The organism is Janthinobacterium sp. 78, assembly GCF_003096775.1.
GTDB classification, from domain to species: Bacteria; Pseudomonadota; Gammaproteobacteria; order Burkholderiales; family Burkholderiaceae_D; genus Janthinobacterium; species Janthinobacterium tructae.
The window spans coordinates 929,071-948,861 of record NZ_QENT01000001.1 but is presented as its reverse complement, the minus strand read 5'-3'; the positions used below and the strand labels follow the sequence as shown (position 1 = coordinate 948,861).

14 protein-coding genes are annotated in these 19,791 nt (G+C 63.8%); 7 read left to right on the top strand and 7 right to left on the bottom strand.

The window, feature by feature from the left end; translation table 11 throughout:
- Nucleotides 1-1,206 carry an efflux RND transporter periplasmic adaptor subunit gene (locus tag C8C92_RS04155; RefSeq protein ID WP_116743091.1) on the top strand — a complete coding sequence of 402 codons (1,206 nt, stop codon included), beginning with the start codon at nt 1-3 and terminating at the stop codon, nt 1,204-1,206.
- A gap of 25 nt (nt 1,207-1,231) precedes the next feature.
- Nucleotides 1,232-4,375, top strand: coding sequence for a CusA/CzcA family heavy metal efflux RND transporter (locus tag C8C92_RS04150; protein ID WP_116743090.1), 3,144 nt, complete (start codon nt 1,232-1,234; stop codon nt 4,373-4,375).
- Nucleotides 4,376-4,437: 62 nt separating this feature from the next.
- Here the strand turns inward: C8C92_RS04150 and C8C92_RS04145 are convergent, their stop codons facing one another.
- Nucleotides 4,438-4,947: a hypothetical protein gene (locus C8C92_RS04145; RefSeq protein ID WP_116743089.1), complete on the bottom strand. Its 510-nt coding sequence runs from the start codon at nt 4,945-4,947 to the stop codon at nt 4,438-4,440.
- 367 nt (nt 4,948-5,314) lie between these two features.
- Between C8C92_RS04145 and C8C92_RS04140 the strand changes: the two genes are divergently transcribed.
- A complete protein-coding gene (locus C8C92_RS04140) occupies nt 5,315-5,950 on the top strand; it encodes a PEP-CTERM sorting domain-containing protein (protein WP_116743088.1) in 636 nt (211 codons plus the stop codon).
- Nucleotides 5,951-6,028: 78 nt separating this feature from the next.
- Here C8C92_RS04140 and C8C92_RS27125 read toward each other — a convergent pair whose 3' ends face one another.
- Nucleotides 6,029-6,265: a hypothetical protein gene (locus C8C92_RS27125; RefSeq protein WP_133250692.1), complete on the bottom strand. Its 237-nt coding sequence runs from the start codon at nt 6,263-6,265 to the stop codon at nt 6,029-6,031.
- Between the two features lie 211 nt (nt 6,266-6,476).
- On the opposite strand from C8C92_RS27125, the gene C8C92_RS04135 reads away from it, so the two are divergent.
- Nucleotides 6,477-6,851 (top strand): hypothetical protein, encoded by a 375-nt coding sequence (locus C8C92_RS04135; RefSeq protein WP_116743087.1) that lies wholly within the window; start codon nt 6,477-6,479, stop codon nt 6,849-6,851.
- Here C8C92_RS04135 and C8C92_RS04130 read toward each other — a convergent pair whose 3' ends face one another.
- A complete protein-coding gene (locus C8C92_RS04130) occupies nt 6,852-9,857 on the bottom strand; it encodes a CHASE domain-containing protein (protein WP_243420106.1) in 3,006 nt (1,001 codons plus the stop codon).
- Between the two features lie 238 nt (nt 9,858-10,095).
- On the opposite strand from C8C92_RS04130, the gene C8C92_RS04125 reads away from it, so the two are divergent.
- Nucleotides 10,096-10,806: an AraC family transcriptional regulator gene (locus C8C92_RS04125; RefSeq protein WP_207780967.1), complete on the top strand. Its 711-nt coding sequence runs from the start codon at nt 10,096-10,098 to the stop codon at nt 10,804-10,806.
- On the opposite strand, the gene C8C92_RS04120 is transcribed toward C8C92_RS04125, so the two are convergent.
- Nucleotides 10,790-11,695, bottom strand: coding sequence for a sterol desaturase family protein (locus C8C92_RS04120; RefSeq protein ID WP_099760829.1), 906 nt, complete (start codon nt 11,693-11,695; stop codon nt 10,790-10,792). The two genes, C8C92_RS04125 and C8C92_RS04120, sit on opposite strands and share 17 nt — an antisense overlap.
- Nucleotides 11,696-11,776: 81 nt before the next feature.
- Nucleotides 11,777-12,490, bottom strand: coding sequence for a 7-cyano-7-deazaguanine synthase QueC (gene queC / locus C8C92_RS04115; RefSeq protein WP_099760830.1), 714 nt, complete (start codon nt 12,488-12,490; stop codon nt 11,777-11,779).
- Nucleotides 12,491-12,713: 223 nt separating this feature from the next.
- On the opposite strand from queC, the gene C8C92_RS04110 reads away from it, so the two are divergent.
- Nucleotides 12,714-14,621: an autotransporter assembly complex family protein gene (locus C8C92_RS04110; protein WP_116743085.1), complete on the top strand. Its 1,908-nt coding sequence runs from the start codon at nt 12,714-12,716 to the stop codon at nt 14,619-14,621.
- Nucleotides 14,621-19,045: a translocation/assembly module TamB domain-containing protein gene (locus tag C8C92_RS04105; RefSeq protein WP_116743084.1), complete on the top strand. Its 4,425-nt coding sequence runs from the start codon at nt 14,621-14,623 to the stop codon at nt 19,043-19,045. Before C8C92_RS04110 ends, C8C92_RS04105 begins: the two co-directional genes overlap by 1 nt.
- A gap of 165 nt (nt 19,046-19,210) precedes the next feature.
- Here C8C92_RS04105 and C8C92_RS04100 read toward each other — a convergent pair whose 3' ends face one another.
- Together C8C92_RS04100 and C8C92_RS27390 are read right to left on the bottom strand one after the other, a co-directional pair.
- On the bottom strand, nt 19,211-19,450 hold the full coding sequence (locus C8C92_RS04100; protein ID WP_034753464.1) for a hypothetical protein: 240 nt from the start codon (nt 19,448-19,450) through the stop codon (nt 19,211-19,213).
- Nucleotides 19,451-19,634: 184 nt separating this feature from the next.
- Nucleotides 19,635-19,787: a hypothetical protein gene (locus C8C92_RS27390; protein ID WP_165829272.1), complete on the bottom strand. Its 153-nt coding sequence runs from the start codon at nt 19,785-19,787 to the stop codon at nt 19,635-19,637.
- Nucleotides 19,788-19,791 lie beyond the last annotated feature (4 nt).

Below are 19,791 nucleotides of genomic sequence, written 5' to 3'. Positions count from 1 at the left end.
ATGAACATCACACTCGACAAAAAACAGGCGATCGCCATCGGCGCCATCGCGGCGGCCGGCATCGTGCTGGCCATCCTCATCCTCGGCACGGGCAAGTCCAGCGCCCCTTTGGTCCCTGCCGTCAAGGCGGAAGCCCATGCTGAAAAGAAAGACGAACACGGCCACGAGGAAGTGGAAGGCCGGCTGGAGCTGAGCGCTGCGCAAAGCAAGGCGGCCGGCGTCGTCATCGCCACGGCCGCGCCCGGCCGCATCAAGACGACCGTCGCCCTGCCCGGCGAAATCCGTTTCAATGAAGACCGCACGGCCCACGTCGTGCCGCGCCTGGCCGGCGTGGTGGAAGCCGTGCAAGCGGACCTGGGCCAGCTGGTGAAAAAGGGGCAAGTACTGGCCGTCATCGCCAGCACGGAACTGTCGGAACAGCGCAGCGAGCTGCTGTCGGCGCAGCGGCGTTTGTCGCTGGCCCGTTCCACGTACGAGCGCGAAGAAAAACTGTGGCGCGAGAAAATTTCGGCCGAGCAGGATTATCTGCAGGCGCAGCAAGCGTGGCGCGAAGCGGAAATCGCCGTGCAGAATGCGCAGCAAAAGCTCAACGCGCTGGGCGCCGGCGGGGCTGCCAAGGGGCCGCTGAACCGCTATGAGATCCGCGCGCCGTTCGACGGCATGGTGCTGGAAAAACACATCACCCTGGGCGAAGCCGTCAAGGAAGACGCGAACATCTTCGTCATTTCCGACCTGTCGACCGTGTGGGCGGAAATCGCCGTGCCGGCAAAAGACCTGGCCACCGTGCGCATGGGAGGCAAGGCAGAAGTGAAAGCGTCCGCATTCGATGCCAGCGCGCAAGGCACGATCACCTATGTGGGTGCGCTGCTGGGCGAGCAGACGCGCACGGCCAAGGCACGCATCAGCTTGCTGAATCCCGACATGGCCTGGCGCCCGGGCCTGTTCGTCACGGTGGAAGTGGTGTCCGGCGAAGCGGACGCGCCCGTTACCGTGCACAGCACGGCCATCCAGACGGTGGAAGACAAGCCCGTCGTCTTCGTGCAGGTGAAAGATGGCTACCAGGCCACGCCCGTGGTGCTGGGGCGCAGCGATGGCACCTTGACGCACATCAAGCAGGGACTTGCCGCCGGCACGCCGTACGCGGCGCAAGGCAGTTTTGTCCTGAAGTCCGAGCTGGGCAAAGATTCCGCCGGCCACGAACACTGATCACGTCGAACTAAAGGAAACCATCATGTTTGAACGCTTGATCCGCTTCGCCATCGAGCAGCGCTGGCTGGTGATGCTGGCCGTCGCCGCCATGGCCGGCCTGGGCATCTACAGCTACCAGAAGCTGCCCATCGACGCCGTGCCCGACATCACCAATGTGCAGGTGCAAATCAATACCCAGTCCGCCGGCTATTCGCCGCTGGAAACCGAACAGCGCGTGACCTTCCCCATCGAGACGGCCATGGCCGGCTTGCCGAACCTGGAACAGACGCGCTCGCTGTCGCGCTATGGTTTGTCGCAAGTGACCGTAATCTTCAAGGATGGCACGGACATCTATTTTGCGCGCCAGATGATCAACGAGCGCTTGCAGGAAGCCAAGGAAAGCTTACCGACCGGCATCACGCCGAAGATGGGCCCGGTTTCCACGGGCCTCGGCGAAATCTACCTGTGGACGGTGGAAACGCAGGAGGGTGCGAAGAAGCCCGACGGCACGCCGTACACGCCGACGGACTTGCGCGAAATCCAGGACTGGATCATCAAGCCGCAATTGCGCAATGTCACGGGCGTGACGGAAATCAATGCCATCGGCGGCTACGCCAAGCAATACCAGGTGGCGCCCTACCCGGAAAAACTGGCCGCCTACGGCATCAGCCTGCAAGACGTGGTGACGGCGCTCGAACGCAACAACAGCAACGTGGGCGCCGGCTATATCGAAAGGCAGGGCGAGCAACTGCTGATACGCGCGCCGGGCCAGGTGGCATCGAAAGACGACCTCGCCAACATCGTCGTCGCCAATGTGCAGGGCGTGGCGATCCGCATCCGCGACGTGGCCGACGTGGTGCTGGGGCGCGAGCTGCGCACGGGCGCGGCCACGGAAAACGGCCGCGAAGTAGTGCTCGGCACGGTCTTCATGCTGATCGGGCAGAACAGCCGCGCCGTGTCGCAAGCGGTCGACAAGAAGATGATCGAGATCAACCGCAGCCTGCCGAAAGGCGTGCACGCCGTCACCGTGTATGACCGCACGGTGCTGGTCGACAAGGCCATCAATACGGTGAAGAAAAACCTGCTCGAAGGCGCGGTATTGGTGATCGCCATCCTGTTCCTGTTCCTCGGCAATATCCGCGCGGCCATCATCACGGCCATGGTGATACCGCTGGCCATGCTGTTCACGTTTACGGGCATGGTGCAATACCATGTCAGCGCCAACCTGATGAGTTTGGGCGCGCTCGATTTCGGCATCATCATCGATGGCGCCGTGGTGATCGTGGAAAACTGCGTGCGCCGCCTGGCCCATGCGCAGCAGAAACTGGGACGGCCCCTGACCTTGCAGGAACGTTTTCATGAAGTGTTTGCGGCATCGCAAGAGGCGCGCCGGCCCCTGCTGTATGGCCAGCTGATCATCATGGTCGTGTACCTGCCCATCTTCGCGCTGACGGGCGTGGAAGGCCGCATGTTTACACCGATGGCCCTGACGGTCGTGATCGCCCTGCTCGGCGCCATGCTGCTGTCGATTACTTTCATTCCCGCCGCCGTGGCGCTGTTTATCGGCGACAAGGTAGCGGAGAAGGAAAACGCCATCATGCGCGCCGCCAAGCGCTGGTATGCGCCGCTGCTGGAGAAGGTGATGCGCAACACGCCCGTCGTGCTGACGGGCGCGGCGGTAGCCGTATTGCTGTCGGGCTTGCTGGCCACGCGCATGGGCAGCGAATTCGTGCCCAGCCTGAACGAGGGCGACATCGCCATCCAGGCCTTGCGCATCCCCGGCACCAGCTTGACGCAATCGCTGGCCATGCAGCAGCAGCTGGAAAGCAAGCTGATGGCAAACCACAAGGAAATCGCGCGCGTCTTCGCCCGCACGGGAACGGCCGAAATCGCCTCGGACCCCATGCCACCGAATATTTCCGACGGCTACATCATGCTCAAGCCCCGCGATGCATGGCCGCAACCGGGAAAATCGCGCGAGCAATTGCTGGCGGAAATTGAAGCGACGGCCACCAGCTTGCCGGGCAACAACTACGAGTTTTCGCAACCGATCCAGCTGCGCTTCAATGAACTGATTTCCGGCGTGCGCAGCGACGTGGCCGTGAAACTGTTCGGCGACGACATGCTTGTCCTCGACAGCACAGCGGCGAAGATCGCTGGCGTGCTGGGCAAGATACCGGGCGCAACAGAGGTGAAAGTCGAGCAGACGACGGGGCTGCCGATGCTGACGGTGCAGATCGACCGCGAGCAGACGGCCCGCTACGGTTTGAATATTGCCGACGTGCAAGCGGCGATTGCCACGGCCATCGGCGGGCAAGAGGCGGGTACCTTGTTCCAGGGTGATCGCCGCTTCGACATCGTCGTGCGCCTGCCCGACAGCCTGCGCAGCGACCTGGAGCAGCTGAAACGCCTGCCCATCGCCCTGCCCCTGGGCGCGGCGGCGGAAGGCCGCGCCCGCTTCATCCCGCTCGGTGAAGTGGCCAGCCTGCAAGTGGCGCCGGGGCCAAACCAGATCAGCCGCGAAGACGGCAAGCGCCGCATCGTCGTCAGCGCCAACGTGCGCGGACGCGATATCGGCTCGTTTGTCGCCGACGCCACGCAGCAGTTGCAAGCACAGGTCAGCATTCCGGCCGGCTACTGGACCAGCTGGGGCGGCCAGTTCGAGCAGCTGCAGTCGGCCACGAAACGCCTGGAACTGGTGGTGCCGGTGGCGCTGGCGCTCGTGTTTGTGTTGCTGTTCGCCATGTTCGGCAACGTGAAGGATGGCTTGCTGGTGTTCAGCGGCATCCCGTTCGCCTTGACGGGCGGCATCGTCGCGCTGTGGCTGCGCGACATCCCCATGTCGATCTCGGCCGCTGTCGGTTTCATCGCCCTGTCCGGCGTGGCCGTGCTCAATGGCCTGGTGATGATCGCCTACATCCGCCAGCTGCGCGAACAGGGCATGCCCTTGCAGGAAGCCATCCGTGAGGGGGCAATCACGCGCCTGCGGCCCGTCTTGATGACGGCGCTGGTGGCCTCGCTGGGCTTCGTGCCGATGGCCATTGCCACGGGCACGGGCGCGGAGGTACAGCGTCCGCTGGCCACCGTGGTGATCGGCGGCATCCTGTCGTCAACGGCACTGACCCTGCTGGTGCTGCCGCTGCTGTACCGGCTGGCGTACCGCCGGCAAGAGGTAGGTCGGACGTAGGTCGGATTAGGTCCGAAGGGCCGTAATCCGACATCACCACTGGTGCCGGTGGTGGCGTCGGATTATGGCCGGCGGTAGCCGCCCTCGATCCAGTTCGCCGCTGCGGTAGCGTTGAACTTGAACGCCGCCGAGGTACGCACCTTGGCGATCTGTTCGCCGTCTGCGTCGTAGGCGCTCAGTTCCGCGTACGGGTGCTCTTCGTCGGGCACGATGTCGAACATCACCTTGATTTGTCCCTCGTCGGTAGCAACGAACAGGTACTTGTGCAATTGCGCATGCAGCTGCTGCTCGTGGCGGCGCAGCACTTCCGAGGCCGTCTTGACCAGCGTATTAAACGCGTTGACGTCGAGCGGCTTCGGGTTTTTCTTGTCGCGGCCCATGGTCCACGGCCCCACCAGCGCCGGCTCCGGCTCGCCATCCTTGATCATGGCCACGGCCCAGCCTTCATCTTCCTCGTTCTTGATCACCCTCGCCGTCCAGCCATTGCCTACCCACAGGCGCGGCTCCTGGATCGGGGCGTCATTGTCCTGCTCGGCTGCTTCGTCGGAAAAGTCGGGGAAATCGGTACTCATGGCGGTGCTCGTGATGGAAGGTCGGGGCTAGCATGATAGTCGAAAACGTCCACCCGTGCCGCCTTGCCGCAAGGTAAGGCGCGGCCCGCCATAGTCGATCTCGGCAATAAGACAAGCTATCAATCTAGTAGTTTTATTCTAGCGATCGACCTTTGATATTGCTCAACTAAGACTATTATTATTTTGCAATCTGAATTATGTTTTTTATATTTCAAATATTGCATTTAGTAATGCTTGGCCTCAAGAAATTCTTTCATCATGCGACGTCCCTCATCCCCGCACGCCGCCTTGCATCGCCACGCCAAGCACTTCTGCCTGTCCTGATCAAAACAGCTGCGTACACCTATAAATCTTTGAGGGAATAAACATGAAAATCTTGTCCACACTGGCATGCGCGACGCTCGCTGCCGCCGCCGGCAGCGCCAGCGCCGTCCCCACATTTACGGCTGGCGGCACAGCCCTGGCCGGCGAAGGGCTGGTGACATCCGTTGCAGGCGCCACCACGATCGATTTCAACAGCGGCATCCTGCCCGCCAACTACATCGACGGCGCGTTGTTCACCGGCACGAACAGCAACCATGCCGCGCCTCCTGGCGACATGAGCAAGTATTTGTCGGCAGGCACTTCTTCCGACCAGTACTCGCCCGTGATCGCCAACTTCAGTAGCGGCTTGAGCTATTTCGGCTTCTACATGGGTTCGCCGGACACGTACAACAGCGTGACCTACACCTTTGCCGATCTCAGCTCGACCACGCTGACGGGCACGCAACTGGCAACGCTGGCCGGCGATACCGCCAACGGCAATCAGTCCGTGGGCCTGTACGTGAATGCCTTTGCCGGCGTTGGCAGCAAGATCACCTCGGTTGCCTTCTACTCCACGCAGAATGCCTTCGAGACGGATAACCACGCCTTCATCACCGCCGTGCCGGAGCCGGAAACCTATGCCATGCTGCTTGCCGGCCTGGGCATGCTGGGTTTCATGCTGCGCCGCAAATCTTCCTGACGCGGGCAGGTACTGGCAAAAGCCCGCGATGCGGGCTTTTTCACGGCCAGGCCAGACGGCTGCCGTCCGCCGGTGCCATCAGCACATGGACATGGCAGGCCGGTTAGGCCAGGTCAGCGGCGGACCGGGCGGCACCCAGCGCGGGTCGATGGCTGGCAGTGGCGCATGGTAATTAATGGGATTGATGATGATCGGCGGTATCGCCGCTGGCGCACCGACGGGTTCGGCGCAGGACTGCGGGGCGCTACGCTGGCGCGTGCTTCGATGGTGGGAAAGGGATAGCGATTGATCCCCGGTATCTGCAAACAAAAGCATGTTGCCCTCCTTGCGAGACTGAGGAATTCAGTATAGGACGGCTTGCGCGTATTACAAGAAAAGAAATCTTGTTACAGATCAGTGTTTTCTGTCCGTACAGACCTCCCATACCGTGAAAATGACGGCCTGTCGCACGCCGCTGGCAACACCTGCCGCGCGCCGCTACAGTGTGATCATGCAATACCCCATCCCCCACACACTGAGGCTTACCATGAAAAAATTACTCACCTTCGTCCTCATCGTCATGCTGGCCTGCCTGTTCCTCGACAAGGTCGGCGGCAGCGACATGCACATGCAGTTCCACGGCGACGATGTCGACGGTCCGCTGGAATGGCTGTTCGGCCTGGTGTTTGCCGGTGGCGGTTTGCTCGTCGCCGCCATTGCGCTGGTGTGCGCCGCCGTCGTCACGGGCGTGGTGCTGGCGGGAGTGGGCGTGGTGCTGATCGCCGTGCTGGCACTGTGCATGGTACTGGTGCTGGCGCTGAGCACGCCCGTGCTGCTGCCCCTGCTGATTCCCGTCGCCATCGTCTGGCTGATCGTCAGCCGCAACCGCAAACAGACGCAAGCGCATCAGCACAGCCTGTAATCACTGCGCCATGAACTTGCTGAGCACGCCGTCGCCGCCGCCATCATTCTGTTCGATGCGGTTGCGTCCGCCCCGCTTGGCCCGGTACAGCGCCTCGTCGGCGCGCGCCAGCACGGCGTCGCAATCGGCATCCGTGCCGGCCATGGCGGCCATGCCGATACTCACCGTGATGGTGATCAGGATGCCGCCATCGGTGGTCAGCGAACTTTCCGCCACGCGCCGGCGCAAGCGTTCGGCAAACACGGCCGCCGCCGCCAGGTCGGTGCCCGGTAGCAAGATGGCGAATTCTTCGCCACCCACGCGGCCTGGCACGTCAACCTTGCGCAGCGCCTGGCACATCAGCGCGCCCAGGTGGCGCAGCACGGTATCACCCACGGCGTGGCCATACTCGTCGTTGACGCGCTTGAAGTGATCGATATCGAGCATCAACACGCTGGCGCAGCTGGCCATTTCACGCTGCAGCCGTGCATGCTCGTTTTCCAGTGCCGCCATGAAGTGGCGCCGGTTCGGCAAGCCCGTCAAAAAATCGGTGGTGGCCAGTTGCAGCAATTCCGCGTTCATGCGCTTGCGCTCGGTGATATCGAGCGAGGACACCATGACGAAGTCCAGGCTGTCGGCATGGCCGGGCATCACCAGCAAGCTCAGCTCATTTTGCCGCGCCGCGCCATCGAGACGCAAGAAGCTGCTCTCGCACTCGTACAGGTGGGCGCCGCCAGCCAGCGCCAGCAGCGCATCGCCGAAACGGGGCAAGGCGCTGGCATCGAAATTCTGCGCCAGGCCCAGCGCGCCGCGCCGCTGGTCGCCCTCGTTGGCGCGCACCTGCGCCAGCGCGGCGCCGTTCGCATCGATGATGCGCACCAGCCCCGCCAGCCGCTGTAGCGCGTCCGGATTGGCCTGGAAGTGGGCGCCCAGGTCGCGCACGCCCGCTTGTTCGAGCGCATCGAGCGCGGCGCGCACGGCCGACCAGTCCTGTTCCCACAGGGCCACGGGCGCATGGTCATACAGGCTGCGAAAACGCGCTTCGCCGGCGCGCAGGGCCAGCGCCACCTGCGCCTGTTCGATGGCCATGCCGGCCAGGTGCGCCGCCTCGCTCAGCCGCGCCAGATGCGCCGCGCCCGGCAAGGTAGGCTGGCGGTGATACGCCATCAGCACACCGAGCAACTTGCCCGAGCCGCCACGCACGGGCTCGGCCCAGCACGATTGCAGCTGGGCCCGCCACGCCAGTTCCATCGTCTCTTGCACATCGGCGGCGGCATGCAGGTCGCCCACGATCACGCGCTGGCCGTCGCGCAGCGCTTGCGCGGCGATGCCATGCACGCCCTGCAGGGTATCGAGGTCATGGCCATGGCTGGACACGTTGAAAAACGCGGGCAAGCTCGGCGCCGCCCCCAGCACCAGGCGGTGGCGGTTTTCATCGAGCAACAAGATGCTGCACAGCATGGCGGGATGGTCGGCTTGCACGCTCAGCACCACGCTTTCCAGCACCCGCTCCAGCGGCGCGCCCGTGGCCAGCATTTCCAGCACTTGCCGCCGCGTGTGCTCGCGCCGTTCCATCTGGCTGCGCTCGCTGATGTCGCGGAAGGTCCACAAGCGCGCCTGTTCATTGCCCAGTTGCATGCTGCGCACGTATTGCTCGACCACCCGTCCATCGCGCAGGTGCAGCACGTCGCGCCGCTCGCGGTGGCCATGCGGCGCGTGAGCGCGTGCTCCCAGGAAAGGCGCCGCCTGCTCCAGCTGGCTTTCCACATGGCGTACCAGTGCCGCGCCGTCCGCCTGCCAGTCGAGCGCGTCGGGCACTTGCCACAGGTCGCGGAAGCGCCGGTTCGAAGTGAAGATGCGGCCGTTGACGTTGTCGACCAAAATGCCGTCGATGGTCGAATCGAGGATGCTGCGCAGCATGGCCTGGCTGCGCTGTGCCGCCTCGGCCATCGCCAGCACGCTGGCCTGGCCCTGCTCGAGCTGGTCCGTCAACTGGCTCGAACGCGCCAGCGCCGCCTGGGCGCGGGTGCGGCCCGCCGCCAGCAGCCAGGCCGCCAGCGCCAGCACGATGCTGGCCAGTAAACCGGTCCAGGCCACCAGGCGGGGCCGCGCCAGCAGCTCGCCATCGAAGCCCGGCATGGCGCGCACGCGCAAGGTCCAGGCATGGCCGGCGATGCTGACCGCCTGCTGCGACACCAGGCTGTCCGACCCGGCCGCCGCCAGCATGTCCGGCAAGCTGTCATACATCAGGGCCGCCTCGGCCTGTTGCACCCCATCATAGATTTCCAGGTCCAGCTGGCGCGCCCCCTCGCCGCCCACGCCCGCCATCAGATCGACCATGCGAAACGGCGCAAACACCCAGGCGCGCAAGGCGGCGCGCCGCTGCGCCACGCTGGCACGCGGCAAGCCATTGTCATACACGGGCAGCACGACGAGGAAGCCATGCGTCTGGACACTGCCGCCATCTTGCACCAGCTGAATCTTGCCCGTCATGGCCGCTTGCCCCGTGTCGCGCGCCTGTTCGAGCGCGGCGCGGCGCACGGGTTCCGACCAGATGTCATAGCCGAACGCCAGCAAGTTGCTTTCGCTTAAAGGTTCCAGATAAGTGATGGGGGCATGCCAGGCGCGCTGGCCCGGCGGACGCACGGCATAGCCGGGATAGCCCTCCGCGCGCACGCTCGCTTCGTGCCGCGCCAGCCCGGCACCGGGCAACCACGGCAGGTAGCCGATGCCGTGGATGCCGGGAAAATGCCGGTCGACCTGCTGCACCGCCAGATAGGCATGGAATTCTCTGCGCGTGACGTCTTGCGAACTGGCATACAGTCCCTGCACGCCGTGCAGCACCTGGATGTAGGTCTGCATGCGCACGACGATGTTGCCCACCAGTTCGCGCACGCGGAAGTCAAAATCGGCCTGCACCTGCTGTTCGCTGGCGTCGTGGGCAGTGCGCCAGGCGCCATACGTCAGCCCCAGGCACAGCGCCAGCACCAGCGCAGCCAGCACGCGCGGCCCCACCCAGTGCGACACTGACCGAGCAAAACACGACGTAGACGCGCGTGTAGGCATGACAGGCGGACAAGCAGAATGGACATCAAACCGCTACACGGCCAGCAACAGGGCTGGCAGCGGGCTGCACGATTACCATCGGTAGTCGATGAGAATGATAGTACGTTACAGCGGGCGCCCTTGCAATGCTGAATATTGTATTAAAAAAATCACAAATTTCGCAAATGCAATAATGTGTACTTCGGGAACATTCGACGCATTGGAAACCATCACGCAGGAGTCGCGTTTGCAGCAAGATAGCTGGCAGGGAACACTATGGCTGGCGCCCGACTTTGCCATCTTGCATGGCGCAGCGGGCGCCACGGACAGCCACGCCCATTATGCGCACCAGCTGATGCTGAGCACCGGGGCGCCCTTCACGGCAGAGCTCGACGGCATCGTCCACACGGCGCGACACTTGCTGATCGAAAGCCTGCGCCCGCACGCCATCGTGGCCGCGCCGGCTTTCATGCTGACCATCTATGCGGAACCACAGCGCCTGAGCGGCGCGGCCTTGTTGGCGGCCGTCAACAGCGCAGGCGTGCCCAAGCTCGACAGCCTGGCCGCCGCGCTGCAGGCCCAGCCGCGCAAGCAGCTGGCCGACGCGCGCGTGCAGCGCGCGCTGGACCAGGTCGATGCGCTGCTGTCGGGCAAGGTCAGCGCGGCCGCCGTGGCCGAAGCGGCGCATTTGTCGCTGAGCCAGCTGGAGCGCCTGTTCAGCGCCCAGTTGGGCTTGCCCGTGCGCCGGCTGGTGCTGTGGCGCCGCTTGCGCCTGGCCATCCGTTTCATATTGCTCGGCAGTACATTGACGGATGCGGCCCACGGCGCCGGTTTTGCCGATGCGGCGCATTTTTCGCGCACCATGCGCAGCCTGTTCGGCGTGCGCGCCGACCGCAGCTTGCGCCAGTTGCAGGTCACGCTTCTCGACTGAGACCTTGGCGCAAGCCGGCCGGCAGCGCGGGCGCGCGTACGCCCTCTTCCGCGCGGAACGGTTCGATCAATTGCGGCAGGTAGGCCACGGGATAATCGGGACGGCTGCCGATGCCCAGGTCCTCGCCCCGCATGCGGTAATCCGGCGCGTCGAAGCAAGTGCCCAGCAGGCGGTCCCAGCACGTAAAAAACAGGCCGAAATTCACGTCGCCGGCCGTGCCATACTTCATGTGATGAAAACGGTGCAAGGGCGCCCAGGCAAACACGTGACGCAGCGGCCCCAGGCGCATGTCGACATTCGCGTGCTGCAGCAACAGCTGGATCGCCACGGCAAACGCCAGCACGGCCATGAGCGGCTCCGGGATGCCCAGCAACAGCAAGGGCAGCATGCCGCCCGCCGCTTCCAGCAGCAGGTGCAGCGGATGTTTCATCCAGCCATTCAAACCGTACAGACGCTGCACGCTGTGGTGCACGGCATGCAGTTTCCACAGAAAATAATAGCGGTGGCTCAGGTAATGCACCAGGGTAATGCCACAGTCGGCAATCAGGATGGCCAGCAGCAGTTGCCCCCAGAATGGCAGCTGGACTGGCCAGAACGGCCCCAGCGCAAGATGGCCAGCCAGCAGGGGAAAAGCAGCCAGGCCCGGCAGGTACAGCGCCTCGTTGACGAGCGCATGCAGCACGTCGCGCCAGACGTCGCCGTGCGCATGGTTCCACGCGCCATCGTATGGCAGATAGCGTTCGGCAAGAAAAGAGGTAAGCAGGGCCAGCAGCAGCAAGGGCGGCAAGATCCAGAGGGAGTACTGAGCAACCGCAATCAGGCAGGCGGCGGCGCCGATGAAGCCGGCCCAGAACACGGGGCCGTACAGCGCGGCAAAGAGGGATTTCATGGCAAGGTTCTCCTGTGGCAAAAACCACAGCATGGCTGGTCCCCTTGCCGCGCCGCTTGAAGAAACGGCGCAAACTGTTTTTTACTTTGCCGCCTTGCGCGCAGCGTATTGCTGGTAGCCATTCGCGCGCAGGGCACAGGCGGGGCAAGTGCCGCAGCCATAGCCCCAGTCGTGCAGCTCGCCACGTTCACCCAGGTAGCATGTGTGCGTGCCGCTGCGGATCAGGTCGACCAGCGGCTGGCCGCCCAGGTCTTGCGCCAGGTCCCAGCTTTGCGCCTTGTCCAGCCACATCAGCGGCGTTTCCAGTTTCAGCCGCGTATTCATGCCCAGATTCAGCGCCACTTGCAGGGCCTTCATCGTGTCGTCGCGGCAATCCGGGTAGCCGGAAAAATCCGTCTCGCACATGCCGCCGACGAGCACCGTCAAGCCGCGGCGATACGCCACGGTGGCGGCCACCGTCATGAACAGCAAGTTGCGTCCAGGAACAAAAGTGTTCGGCAAGCCGTTTTCCTGCATGACGATCTCGACGTTCTGCGTCATGGCCGTATCGGAAATGGCGGCAATCAATGACAGGTCGATCATGTGATCCTGGCCCAGGCGGCTGTCCCACTCGGGCGATTGCTGGCGCATCTGTTCGAGCACGCCGGGACGCACGGTCAGCTCGATCGCATGGCGCTGTCCATAGTCAAAGCCGATGGTTTCGACGCGGCTATAGTGCTTGAGGGCCCAGGCCAGGCAGGTGGTGGAATCTTGTCCACCGCTAAAGAGCACCAGTGCGGAGTCCGTTGCTAGCATAATTTCTTTCTTTTCAGTTTTACTCTGTTGCAATCGTGCGCGGGGAAACGTGATTCCCCGCGCAAAAAATACTTATTCGTCCGCCATCAGTTTACCTATTCCGGTAACATGCAGTCAGCATTTACTCATCTGGAGCACCATGTTTTCTGCACGACCCATACGGCATACGGCTGCCGGCAAGGCGATACGACCACGAATTTTGGCACAAGTAGTGACAAAAGTAATGGGGCAACTGACATTGGCGGCCGCCGGCAGTGTCATCTTGATATGCCCGATCGCCGAAGCCCGCGCGCAGGAGGGACCGCAAGAACGCACGCAAGACGCCGTTGCGGACAGCCCCGCCACGGAAGCGGCACCCGCGCCGCTGCAGTACGAGGTCAAGGTCAACGCGCCGGGCGACCTCGATGAGTTGCTGGAAAAAAACCTGGACCTGGAACGCTTCCGCGGCAACCCGCGCATGGACCGCGAACAATTGCAGCGCCTCGTGCGCGATACGCCTGAGCAAGCCAAAAACCTCGTCGCCACGGCCGGCTACTACACGCCCGTCGTCACGGTGCGCGTCGATACGACGGGCGCCAAACCCGTCGTCATCGTCGACGTCGACCCGGGCGAACCGGTGACCATCGACAAGGTCGAGCTGGAATTGCGCGGCTTCGACCCCACGCCGCCGCTGGCCGCTTCCGAGCCCTTCGACACGGAAGCCCTGAAGCGCAGCTGGTCGCTGAAATCGGGCGGCGTGTTCCGCCAGGCCGACTGGGAATCGGCCAAGCGCGCGCTGCTGCGCGAAGTGGTGCAGACGCGCTACCCGCGCGCCCAGCTGGTCGATACGCAAGCCGTGGTCGACCCGGAAACGCACAAGGTGTCCTTGCTGGTGGTGCTCGACAGCGGCCCTGAACTGCGCTTTGGCGAGCTGCGCATCGAAGGCCTGAAGCGCTACGATGCAAGCATCATCCGCAACCTCGACAAGATCCGCCCGGGCGACTATTACAGCGAGTCGGCGCTGCAATCGTTGCAGGCGCGCCTGCAGGACACGGGCTACTTTGCCAGCGTGGAAGTAAGTGCCGACATGAGCAGCATCCTGGGCGAGCAGATCGAAGCGGGCCAGGAAAGCCAGCAAGCCGAGGTCGCCGGTGCCGTCCCTGAAGCCAAGCCCGCCAACCGCGGCCCCGCGCCACTGCTGCCGCTGGTCGTGCGCGTGACGGAAAACAAGCAGCAAAACGTCAGCGCCGGTCTCGGTTTCAGTACGAACACGGGTAATCGCGCCCAGCTCAATTATGACAACCTGAACGTGTGGGGCACGCGCTTCAAGAGCGCGATCACCATGGAAACGAAGAAACAGGCGGCGCACGCCAATTTTTATTTCCCCACCACTGAGCGCGGCTATAACGACAGCGCGGGCGCCTCGTTCGAGCGCAGCGACATTTCCAATGAAATCACGGCCGTCACCACCATCTCGGCCAAGCGCAACTGGGGTGGCACCAACCTCGAACGCAGCCTGACGTTCGAGTTCCTCAGCGAAGACAAGACCGTCGTGGGCCTGGAACAGACGCGCAGCAAGAGCTTGCCGCTGACCTATGCAATCACCAAGCGCAGCCTCGACAGCCTGCTATTCCCCACCAAGGGCTATGTCATCAATGCCCAGGTGGGCGGCGCCCTGCTGCCCGTGCTGACGGACGAGCGCTTCGTGCGCGTGGCCGGCAAGGCCGTGTATTACCGTCCGCTGGGTGAAAAGGGCGAGCTGATCGTGCGCGGCGAAATGGGCGCGCTCGGTTCGAAGGAAAAACGCGGCGTGCCGGCCGTCTACCTGTTCCGCGCGGGCGGCGACCAGTCGGTGCGCGGCTATGCCTACCAGGAACTGGGCGTGAAGGAAGGCGACGCCACCATCGGCGGGCGCTACATGCTGACCGGCAGCGCCGAATACCAGTACTGGTTCAAGCCGAAATGGGCGATTGCCGCCTTCTATGACGCCGGTAACGCGGCCGACACCGTCAAAGCAGCGATGACGCCGAAATCGGGCTATGGCCTGGGCGGGCGCTACAAGAGCCCCGTCGGCCCCATCAATGTCGACGTGGCGTATGGCCACGCCGTCCACGCCTACCGTTTGCACTTCTCTCTGGGATTCACTTTCTGATGTCCGACATGATTACCGAGGCGCACGACGCCGTCCCTCCACCGCCGGCGAAAAAACCGCGCCGCTGGTTGCGCTATCTCTTGATCGCCGTCGCCAGCCTGGCCGTGCTGCTGGGCGGCGCCTTCTGGTTCCTGGGCCGCGAATCGACCTTGCAGATGCTGGTGCAAAAAGTGGCCAGCGCCAGCGGCGGCGAGATCGCCGTCTCGGGCGTGTCCGGCTCGCTGTACAACCGCATGCACCTGGGCCACGTCAGCTACCGCAGCAAGACGCAGCACATCACGGCCGACAACATCGACATCAACTGGTCGCCATTCCAGTTCTTTTCGGAAGGCATTGCCATCAGCGAACTGCACGTGGCCAGCCTGTCCGTGGCAAGCACGGCGCCGTCCGAGGAACCATCGACCATGCCCGCCAGCCTGGCATCACCTTTTAAAATCGGCATTGCCGACGCGCGCCTGGACAAGGTGACCCTCATCAGCGCGGGCGGCAACACGGTGTTTGAAAAAATCCATTTCACCTTGTCGGGCGACAAGACGCAATGGCAGCTGGAAGACGCCTCGGCGTTGACGCCATTCGGCCAGGCCACGGCCAGCGCGACGATTGCCGCCACGCAGCCGTTCAAATTGTCCGGCAAGGCGGGTTTGACGCAGCTCAATGCCGCCGCCGGTGAAAAACCCGCCGCCTTGAATCTGCAGCTGGGTGGCGACTTGAACGTGCTGAACGTGACGGCCAAGGGCAGCGCGGGTGCGGCCACGGCCGACGCCCAGCTGGCGCTGGCGCCGTTCGACCCCGTCATCATCCTGCGCTCGGCCAGCATCCGTGGCCGCAACATCAATCCGGGCAAATTCGACGCGACCTTGCCGCAGGCGGACCTGAGCCTGGAACTCGATGCCGCCATCGACACGCGGCCAACCAAACAAACCGTGTCGGGCAAGCTGGCCATCCTCAACCACGCCACGCCGGGCCCCATCGACCAGCAAAAGCTGCCGCTGCGCCAGTTCGAAGCGCGCCTGGGCGGTACCCTGACGGCCACGACGCTAGAGTCGGCCATCATCGATTTCGGCAACGCGGGCAAATTCACGGGTAGCGGCAAGCTCAACCGCGACGCCGTTGATGCGCCCATCGGCAATGCCCAGCTAACCTTGCACACAGACAAGATCGACTTGCAACATATCTACAGCAGCATCAACAGCACCAAGATCGTGGGCGACATCGTGCTCGACAGCGATGGCAAGACGCAAACCCTGCGCGCCAGGCTCGGTGAAGCCAAGCTGCGCCTGGACGTGGAAGCCACCCTGGCCGACTCCCTGGTACAACTGCGCAAGGCGACCTTGCAGGCAGGCAAAAGCAGCGTCAACGCGACGGGCCAGATCAGCCTCAAGGACGCGCAACCCTTCAAGGCCGTGGCCAGCACCAGCCGTCTCAATCCCGCCGATTTCGGCGCCTTCCCTGTGGCCGACCTGAACCTAGAAGTGCGCGCCAACGGTCACGTGGCCCCCAAGTGGCTGGCGAATGCGGACTTCACCGTACGCCCCAGCAAGCTGCTTGACCAGCCTTTGTCGGGCAAGGGCAAGCTGACGGCCGATGCGGCCCATTTCAGCGGTATCGACGTGCAACTGGCGCTGGGCAAGAATAATCTCACGGCCAAGGGCAACTTTGGCGGCGCCGGCGAAAAACTCAACTGGAATGTCGATGCGCGGCAACTTTCGGCCCTGCAGAGCGACTTGCTGGGCGCCGTGCAAGCCAGCGGCGTGGTGCAAGGCACCTTGCAGCAGCCACGCACGAGCTTTGTTGCCGATGCGAAGGGACTGGGCCTGACCAGCGGCAAGCGTCCCGCGACCGACAGCGCCATCCACGCCAGCGGCGACGTGGGCTTGACGGGTCCGAAGCAAGAAGCGGAATTGAAAATGACGGGTTCCTTGCAAAAGATCAATCCGGCCGCCTTCGGCGCGACATTACCCAACGGCAACGTGAATGCGGACTTCAACGGCAGCGGCCGCCTGACCAGCGACTGGCAAGTGGCCCTGAACCTGGGTTTGCGCGAATCGACCCTGCAAAACGCCCCGCTGGCCGGTTACGCCAAGCTGTCGGCCAATGCGAAACGCATCGACAGCGTGGATGCGGAACTGCGCCTGGGGCCGAACAGCCTGCTGGCCAAGGGCGCGCTCGGCGGCGCCACCGACAAGCTCACATGGAAACTCGACGCGCCGCAACTGTCGACGCTGGGCCCCCGCTTTGCCGGCGTGCTGCAGGCGGCCGGCTCCGTCAGCGGCAAGATGGACGCGCCCGCCGCGCAACTGACGCTCGATGGCCGTGACCTGACCTTCTTTGGCGACCAGCAATTGAAAGCCATCAAAGGCAGCGCCAGCGTGGGCGCCGGCCAAGGCGCGCTCGACCCCATGGTCAGCGCGCTGGACATCGCGGGTTACAGCACGCCTACCTTCAAGCTGGCCAGCGCCCGCCTGGGCACGACGGGCACGCGCGGCAGCCATACGCTCAGTTTGACGGCGCGCAATGACGATTTCGATGCCAGCGTACAAATCCGCGGCAGCCAGAGCGGTGCCGCCTGGACGGGCACCATCGACAGCCTGCAAAACAAGGGCCGCTATGCGCTGGTGCTGCAAGCGCCCGTGCCCGTGAAAGTGGCGGGGCCGGCCGGCAGCGGCGTGGCGGGCCTGGCCCAGCCTGAACAGATCAGCGTGGGTAACACCGTCATCAAATTGCCGGCAGGCAGCATCACCATGCAAAGCCTGGTCAAGAACGGCCCGCGCTGGAACAGTTCCGGCCAGGCGGCCGGCGTGGCGCTGACCTATCTGGCGCAAGTGATTCCCTCGCTGCAAGCCAATGCGCGCAGCGACCTGACCCTGGGCGCGCAATGGTCGCTCGACATGCAGGTGCCGACGGCCAAGCAGAAAGACCCGTCGTTGGCCGGCATGCTGCACATCTACCGCGAAAAAGGCGACGTGACGGTGGGCGTGGAACAGCCGCTGGCGCTGGGACTGCGCACCTTCGATGCCCGCATCGATGTGGCCAACCAGCAACTGCGCCTGGCCGTGAAACTCGACGGCGCGCGCGCGGGCCAGAGCGATATCAATGCCACCGTGCAAATGCTGAACGGGCGCATCAGCAATGACAGCGCCCTCTCGCTGACGGGCACCACCAGCATCGATACACTGGCCTGGCTGGCGCCGCTGACGGGCCAGCCAGGCCTGGAGCTGGGCGGCGCCTTGAAAGTGGCCCTGTCCGGCAGCGGCACCATCGGCGCGCCGCAATTGAATGGCGACATCAACGGCAGCAAGCTGCTGGTGAACTGGGCCGACCAGGGCTTGAAATTGCGCAATGGCGTGCTGCAAGCCAAGTTGGCCGGCGATCAATTGCAATTGCAGCGCCTGAGCTTTGACGGCGGCGATGGCAAGGTGCAGGCAGATGGCTGGGTACGCTTTGCGAATGGCGAAGCGAGCCTGGAACTGAAACTGATGGCCGACCGCCTGCAAGCGCTGTCGCGCCCCGACCGTACTTTGATCCTGTCGGGCAACAGCACCCTGGTGCGCAACGACAAGCGCTTCAGCTTCGAGGGCAAGTTCAAGGCCAACCGCGCGCTGATCGAACTGGCGCCGCAAGATACCCCCACGCAAAGCAGCGACGTAGTGGTGCTGGGCAAGGAAGTCAAGGGCAGCAAGGAAGCGCCTTCGCTGCCCCTGAATATCGACCTGGAATTTGACCTGGGCAATGCCTTCCACCTGCGCGGCATGGGACTCGACGCCGACCTGGCCGGCAATGTGCGCGCCCGCGTCATCAACCGCGCCGCGCCGCGCGTGACGGGCAGCATCAAAGTCACCAACGGCCAGTATGCGGCCTACGGACAGAAGCTGTCGATCGAACGGGGCTTGATCGCCTTCACGGGCGCCTACGACAACCCGTCGCTGAATATCCTCGCCGTGCGCAAGCGCCCCGAGGGCGAAGCCTTGTCGGAAACGAATGTGGAAGCGGGCGTGGAAGTGCGCGGCACGGCCCAGGCGCCGACGGCCAAGCTGGTGTCCACGCCGAGCGTCTCGGACAGCGACAAGCTGGCCTGGCTGATCCTCGGTCACGGCGCGGAAACGGCGGCCGGCGATGAAATGGCCTTGCTGACGACGGCCGCAGGCGCCCTCTTCGGCGGCTCCGGCGGCGGCTTGCAAGGCAAGCTGGCCAGTTCGCTGGGCCTCGATGAAGTGGGCCTGTCGCAGGCGCAAGGGCTGGAAAGCACCGTCGTCACGGTCGGCAAGCGCCTGTCCTCGCGCGCCTACCTGACGTTCGAGCAAGGCACGAGCACGGCGACGAGCCTGGTGAAACTGCGCTACAAATTGAATCGCCGCATCACCCTGCAATTCCAGACGGGCACCAACAATGCGCTGGACGTGTTGTACACGTGGGCATTCGATTAGAGTGGCGGCCAACAATGTTGTCGGATTACGCCCTTGCGGGCTAATCCGACCTACAGTCCATGTGCATGTGCGTAGGTCGGATTAGCGGCGCAGCCGCGTAATCCGACACCACAGAAACAACAAAGGGCGCCTCGGCGCCCTTTTCTTTGCTCTACCAAAAACAGTTTATTCGGCCACGTCGAGCCCGCGCTCGATCATGCCTTCGACGTACGCGCGCAGATATTGTTCCAGCGCGGGGCCGGACAGCACGTTGGCCGTCAGCGCGCCGTGCGGCGAGCCTTTCAGCACGCCATCGTGGTACACGCGCGCAATCCAGGCCACGTCCGCGCCCTGGGTGTAATCGAGTTCATAGTCAAACGATTCTCCGCTGACTTTGCGTGTGTAGACTTCCTTGACAATTGCCATCTGAAACAGCCTTTCTTGAGGAGATTAACTAAGTAATCCTCAGGAAATTATTGTGAATTTATGACGAACAGAACCGGATGCTATGCAAGGCGCCCGCTGCGACGCAGTGCGAGCACTGCTAGCAGCGGGCAACGCCGCAGAGCGCCGGTTATGGAAGTCAGAAATCACAATAATTTATTGGGGGTTACTGAGGATGCGGATCGGGTACGGGATCGTCCTGCGGCACCGGGTGCACGGGCCCCGGCTGGCGCCCGGGCGCTTCTTGCGGCTCCGGCGCCGGCATGGGTTCATCGACAGGCGCCGGATCGGGCGCGCGGTGGGCGTGGATGACGGACATGGCT

Excerpts from the sequence above, each read along its gene's own strand:
- C8C92_RS04100 (WP_034753464.1), bottom strand. The coding sequence starts at position 19,450 with ATGGCAATTGTCAAGGAAGTCTACACACGCAAAGTCAGCGGAGAATCG.
- C8C92_RS04120 (WP_099760829.1), bottom strand. The coding sequence starts at position 11,695 with ATGAAATCCCTCTTTGCCGCGCTGTACGGCCCCGTGTTCTGGGCCGGC.
- C8C92_RS04105 (WP_116743084.1), top strand. The coding sequence starts at position 14,621 with ATGTCCGACATGATTACCGAGGCGCACGACGCCGTCCCTCCACCGCCG.
- C8C92_RS04110 (WP_116743085.1), top strand. The coding sequence starts at position 12,714 with ATGGGGCAACTGACATTGGCGGCCGCCGGCAGTGTCATCTTGATATGC.
- C8C92_RS04145 (WP_116743089.1), bottom strand. The coding sequence starts at position 4,947 with ATGAGTACCGATTTCCCCGACTTTTCCGACGAAGCAGCCGAGCAGGAC.
- queC (WP_099760830.1), bottom strand. The coding sequence starts at position 12,490 with ATGCTAGCAACGGACTCCGCACTGGTGCTCTTTAGCGGTGGACAAGAT.
- C8C92_RS27125 (WP_133250692.1), bottom strand. The coding sequence starts at position 6,265 with ATGCTTTTGTTTGCAGATACCGGGGATCAATCGCTATCCCTTTCCCAC.
- C8C92_RS04150 (WP_116743090.1), top strand. The coding sequence starts at position 1,232 with ATGTTTGAACGCTTGATCCGCTTCGCCATCGAGCAGCGCTGGCTGGTG.
- C8C92_RS27390 (WP_165829272.1), bottom strand. The coding sequence starts at position 19,787 with ATGTCCGTCATCCACGCCCACCGCGCGCCCGATCCGGCGCCTGTCGAT.
- C8C92_RS04135 (WP_116743087.1), top strand. The coding sequence starts at position 6,477 with ATGAAAAAATTACTCACCTTCGTCCTCATCGTCATGCTGGCCTGCCTG.
- C8C92_RS04140 (WP_116743088.1), top strand. The coding sequence starts at position 5,315 with ATGAAAATCTTGTCCACACTGGCATGCGCGACGCTCGCTGCCGCCGCC.
- C8C92_RS04155 (WP_116743091.1), top strand. The coding sequence starts at position 1 with ATGAACATCACACTCGACAAAAAACAGGCGATCGCCATCGGCGCCATC.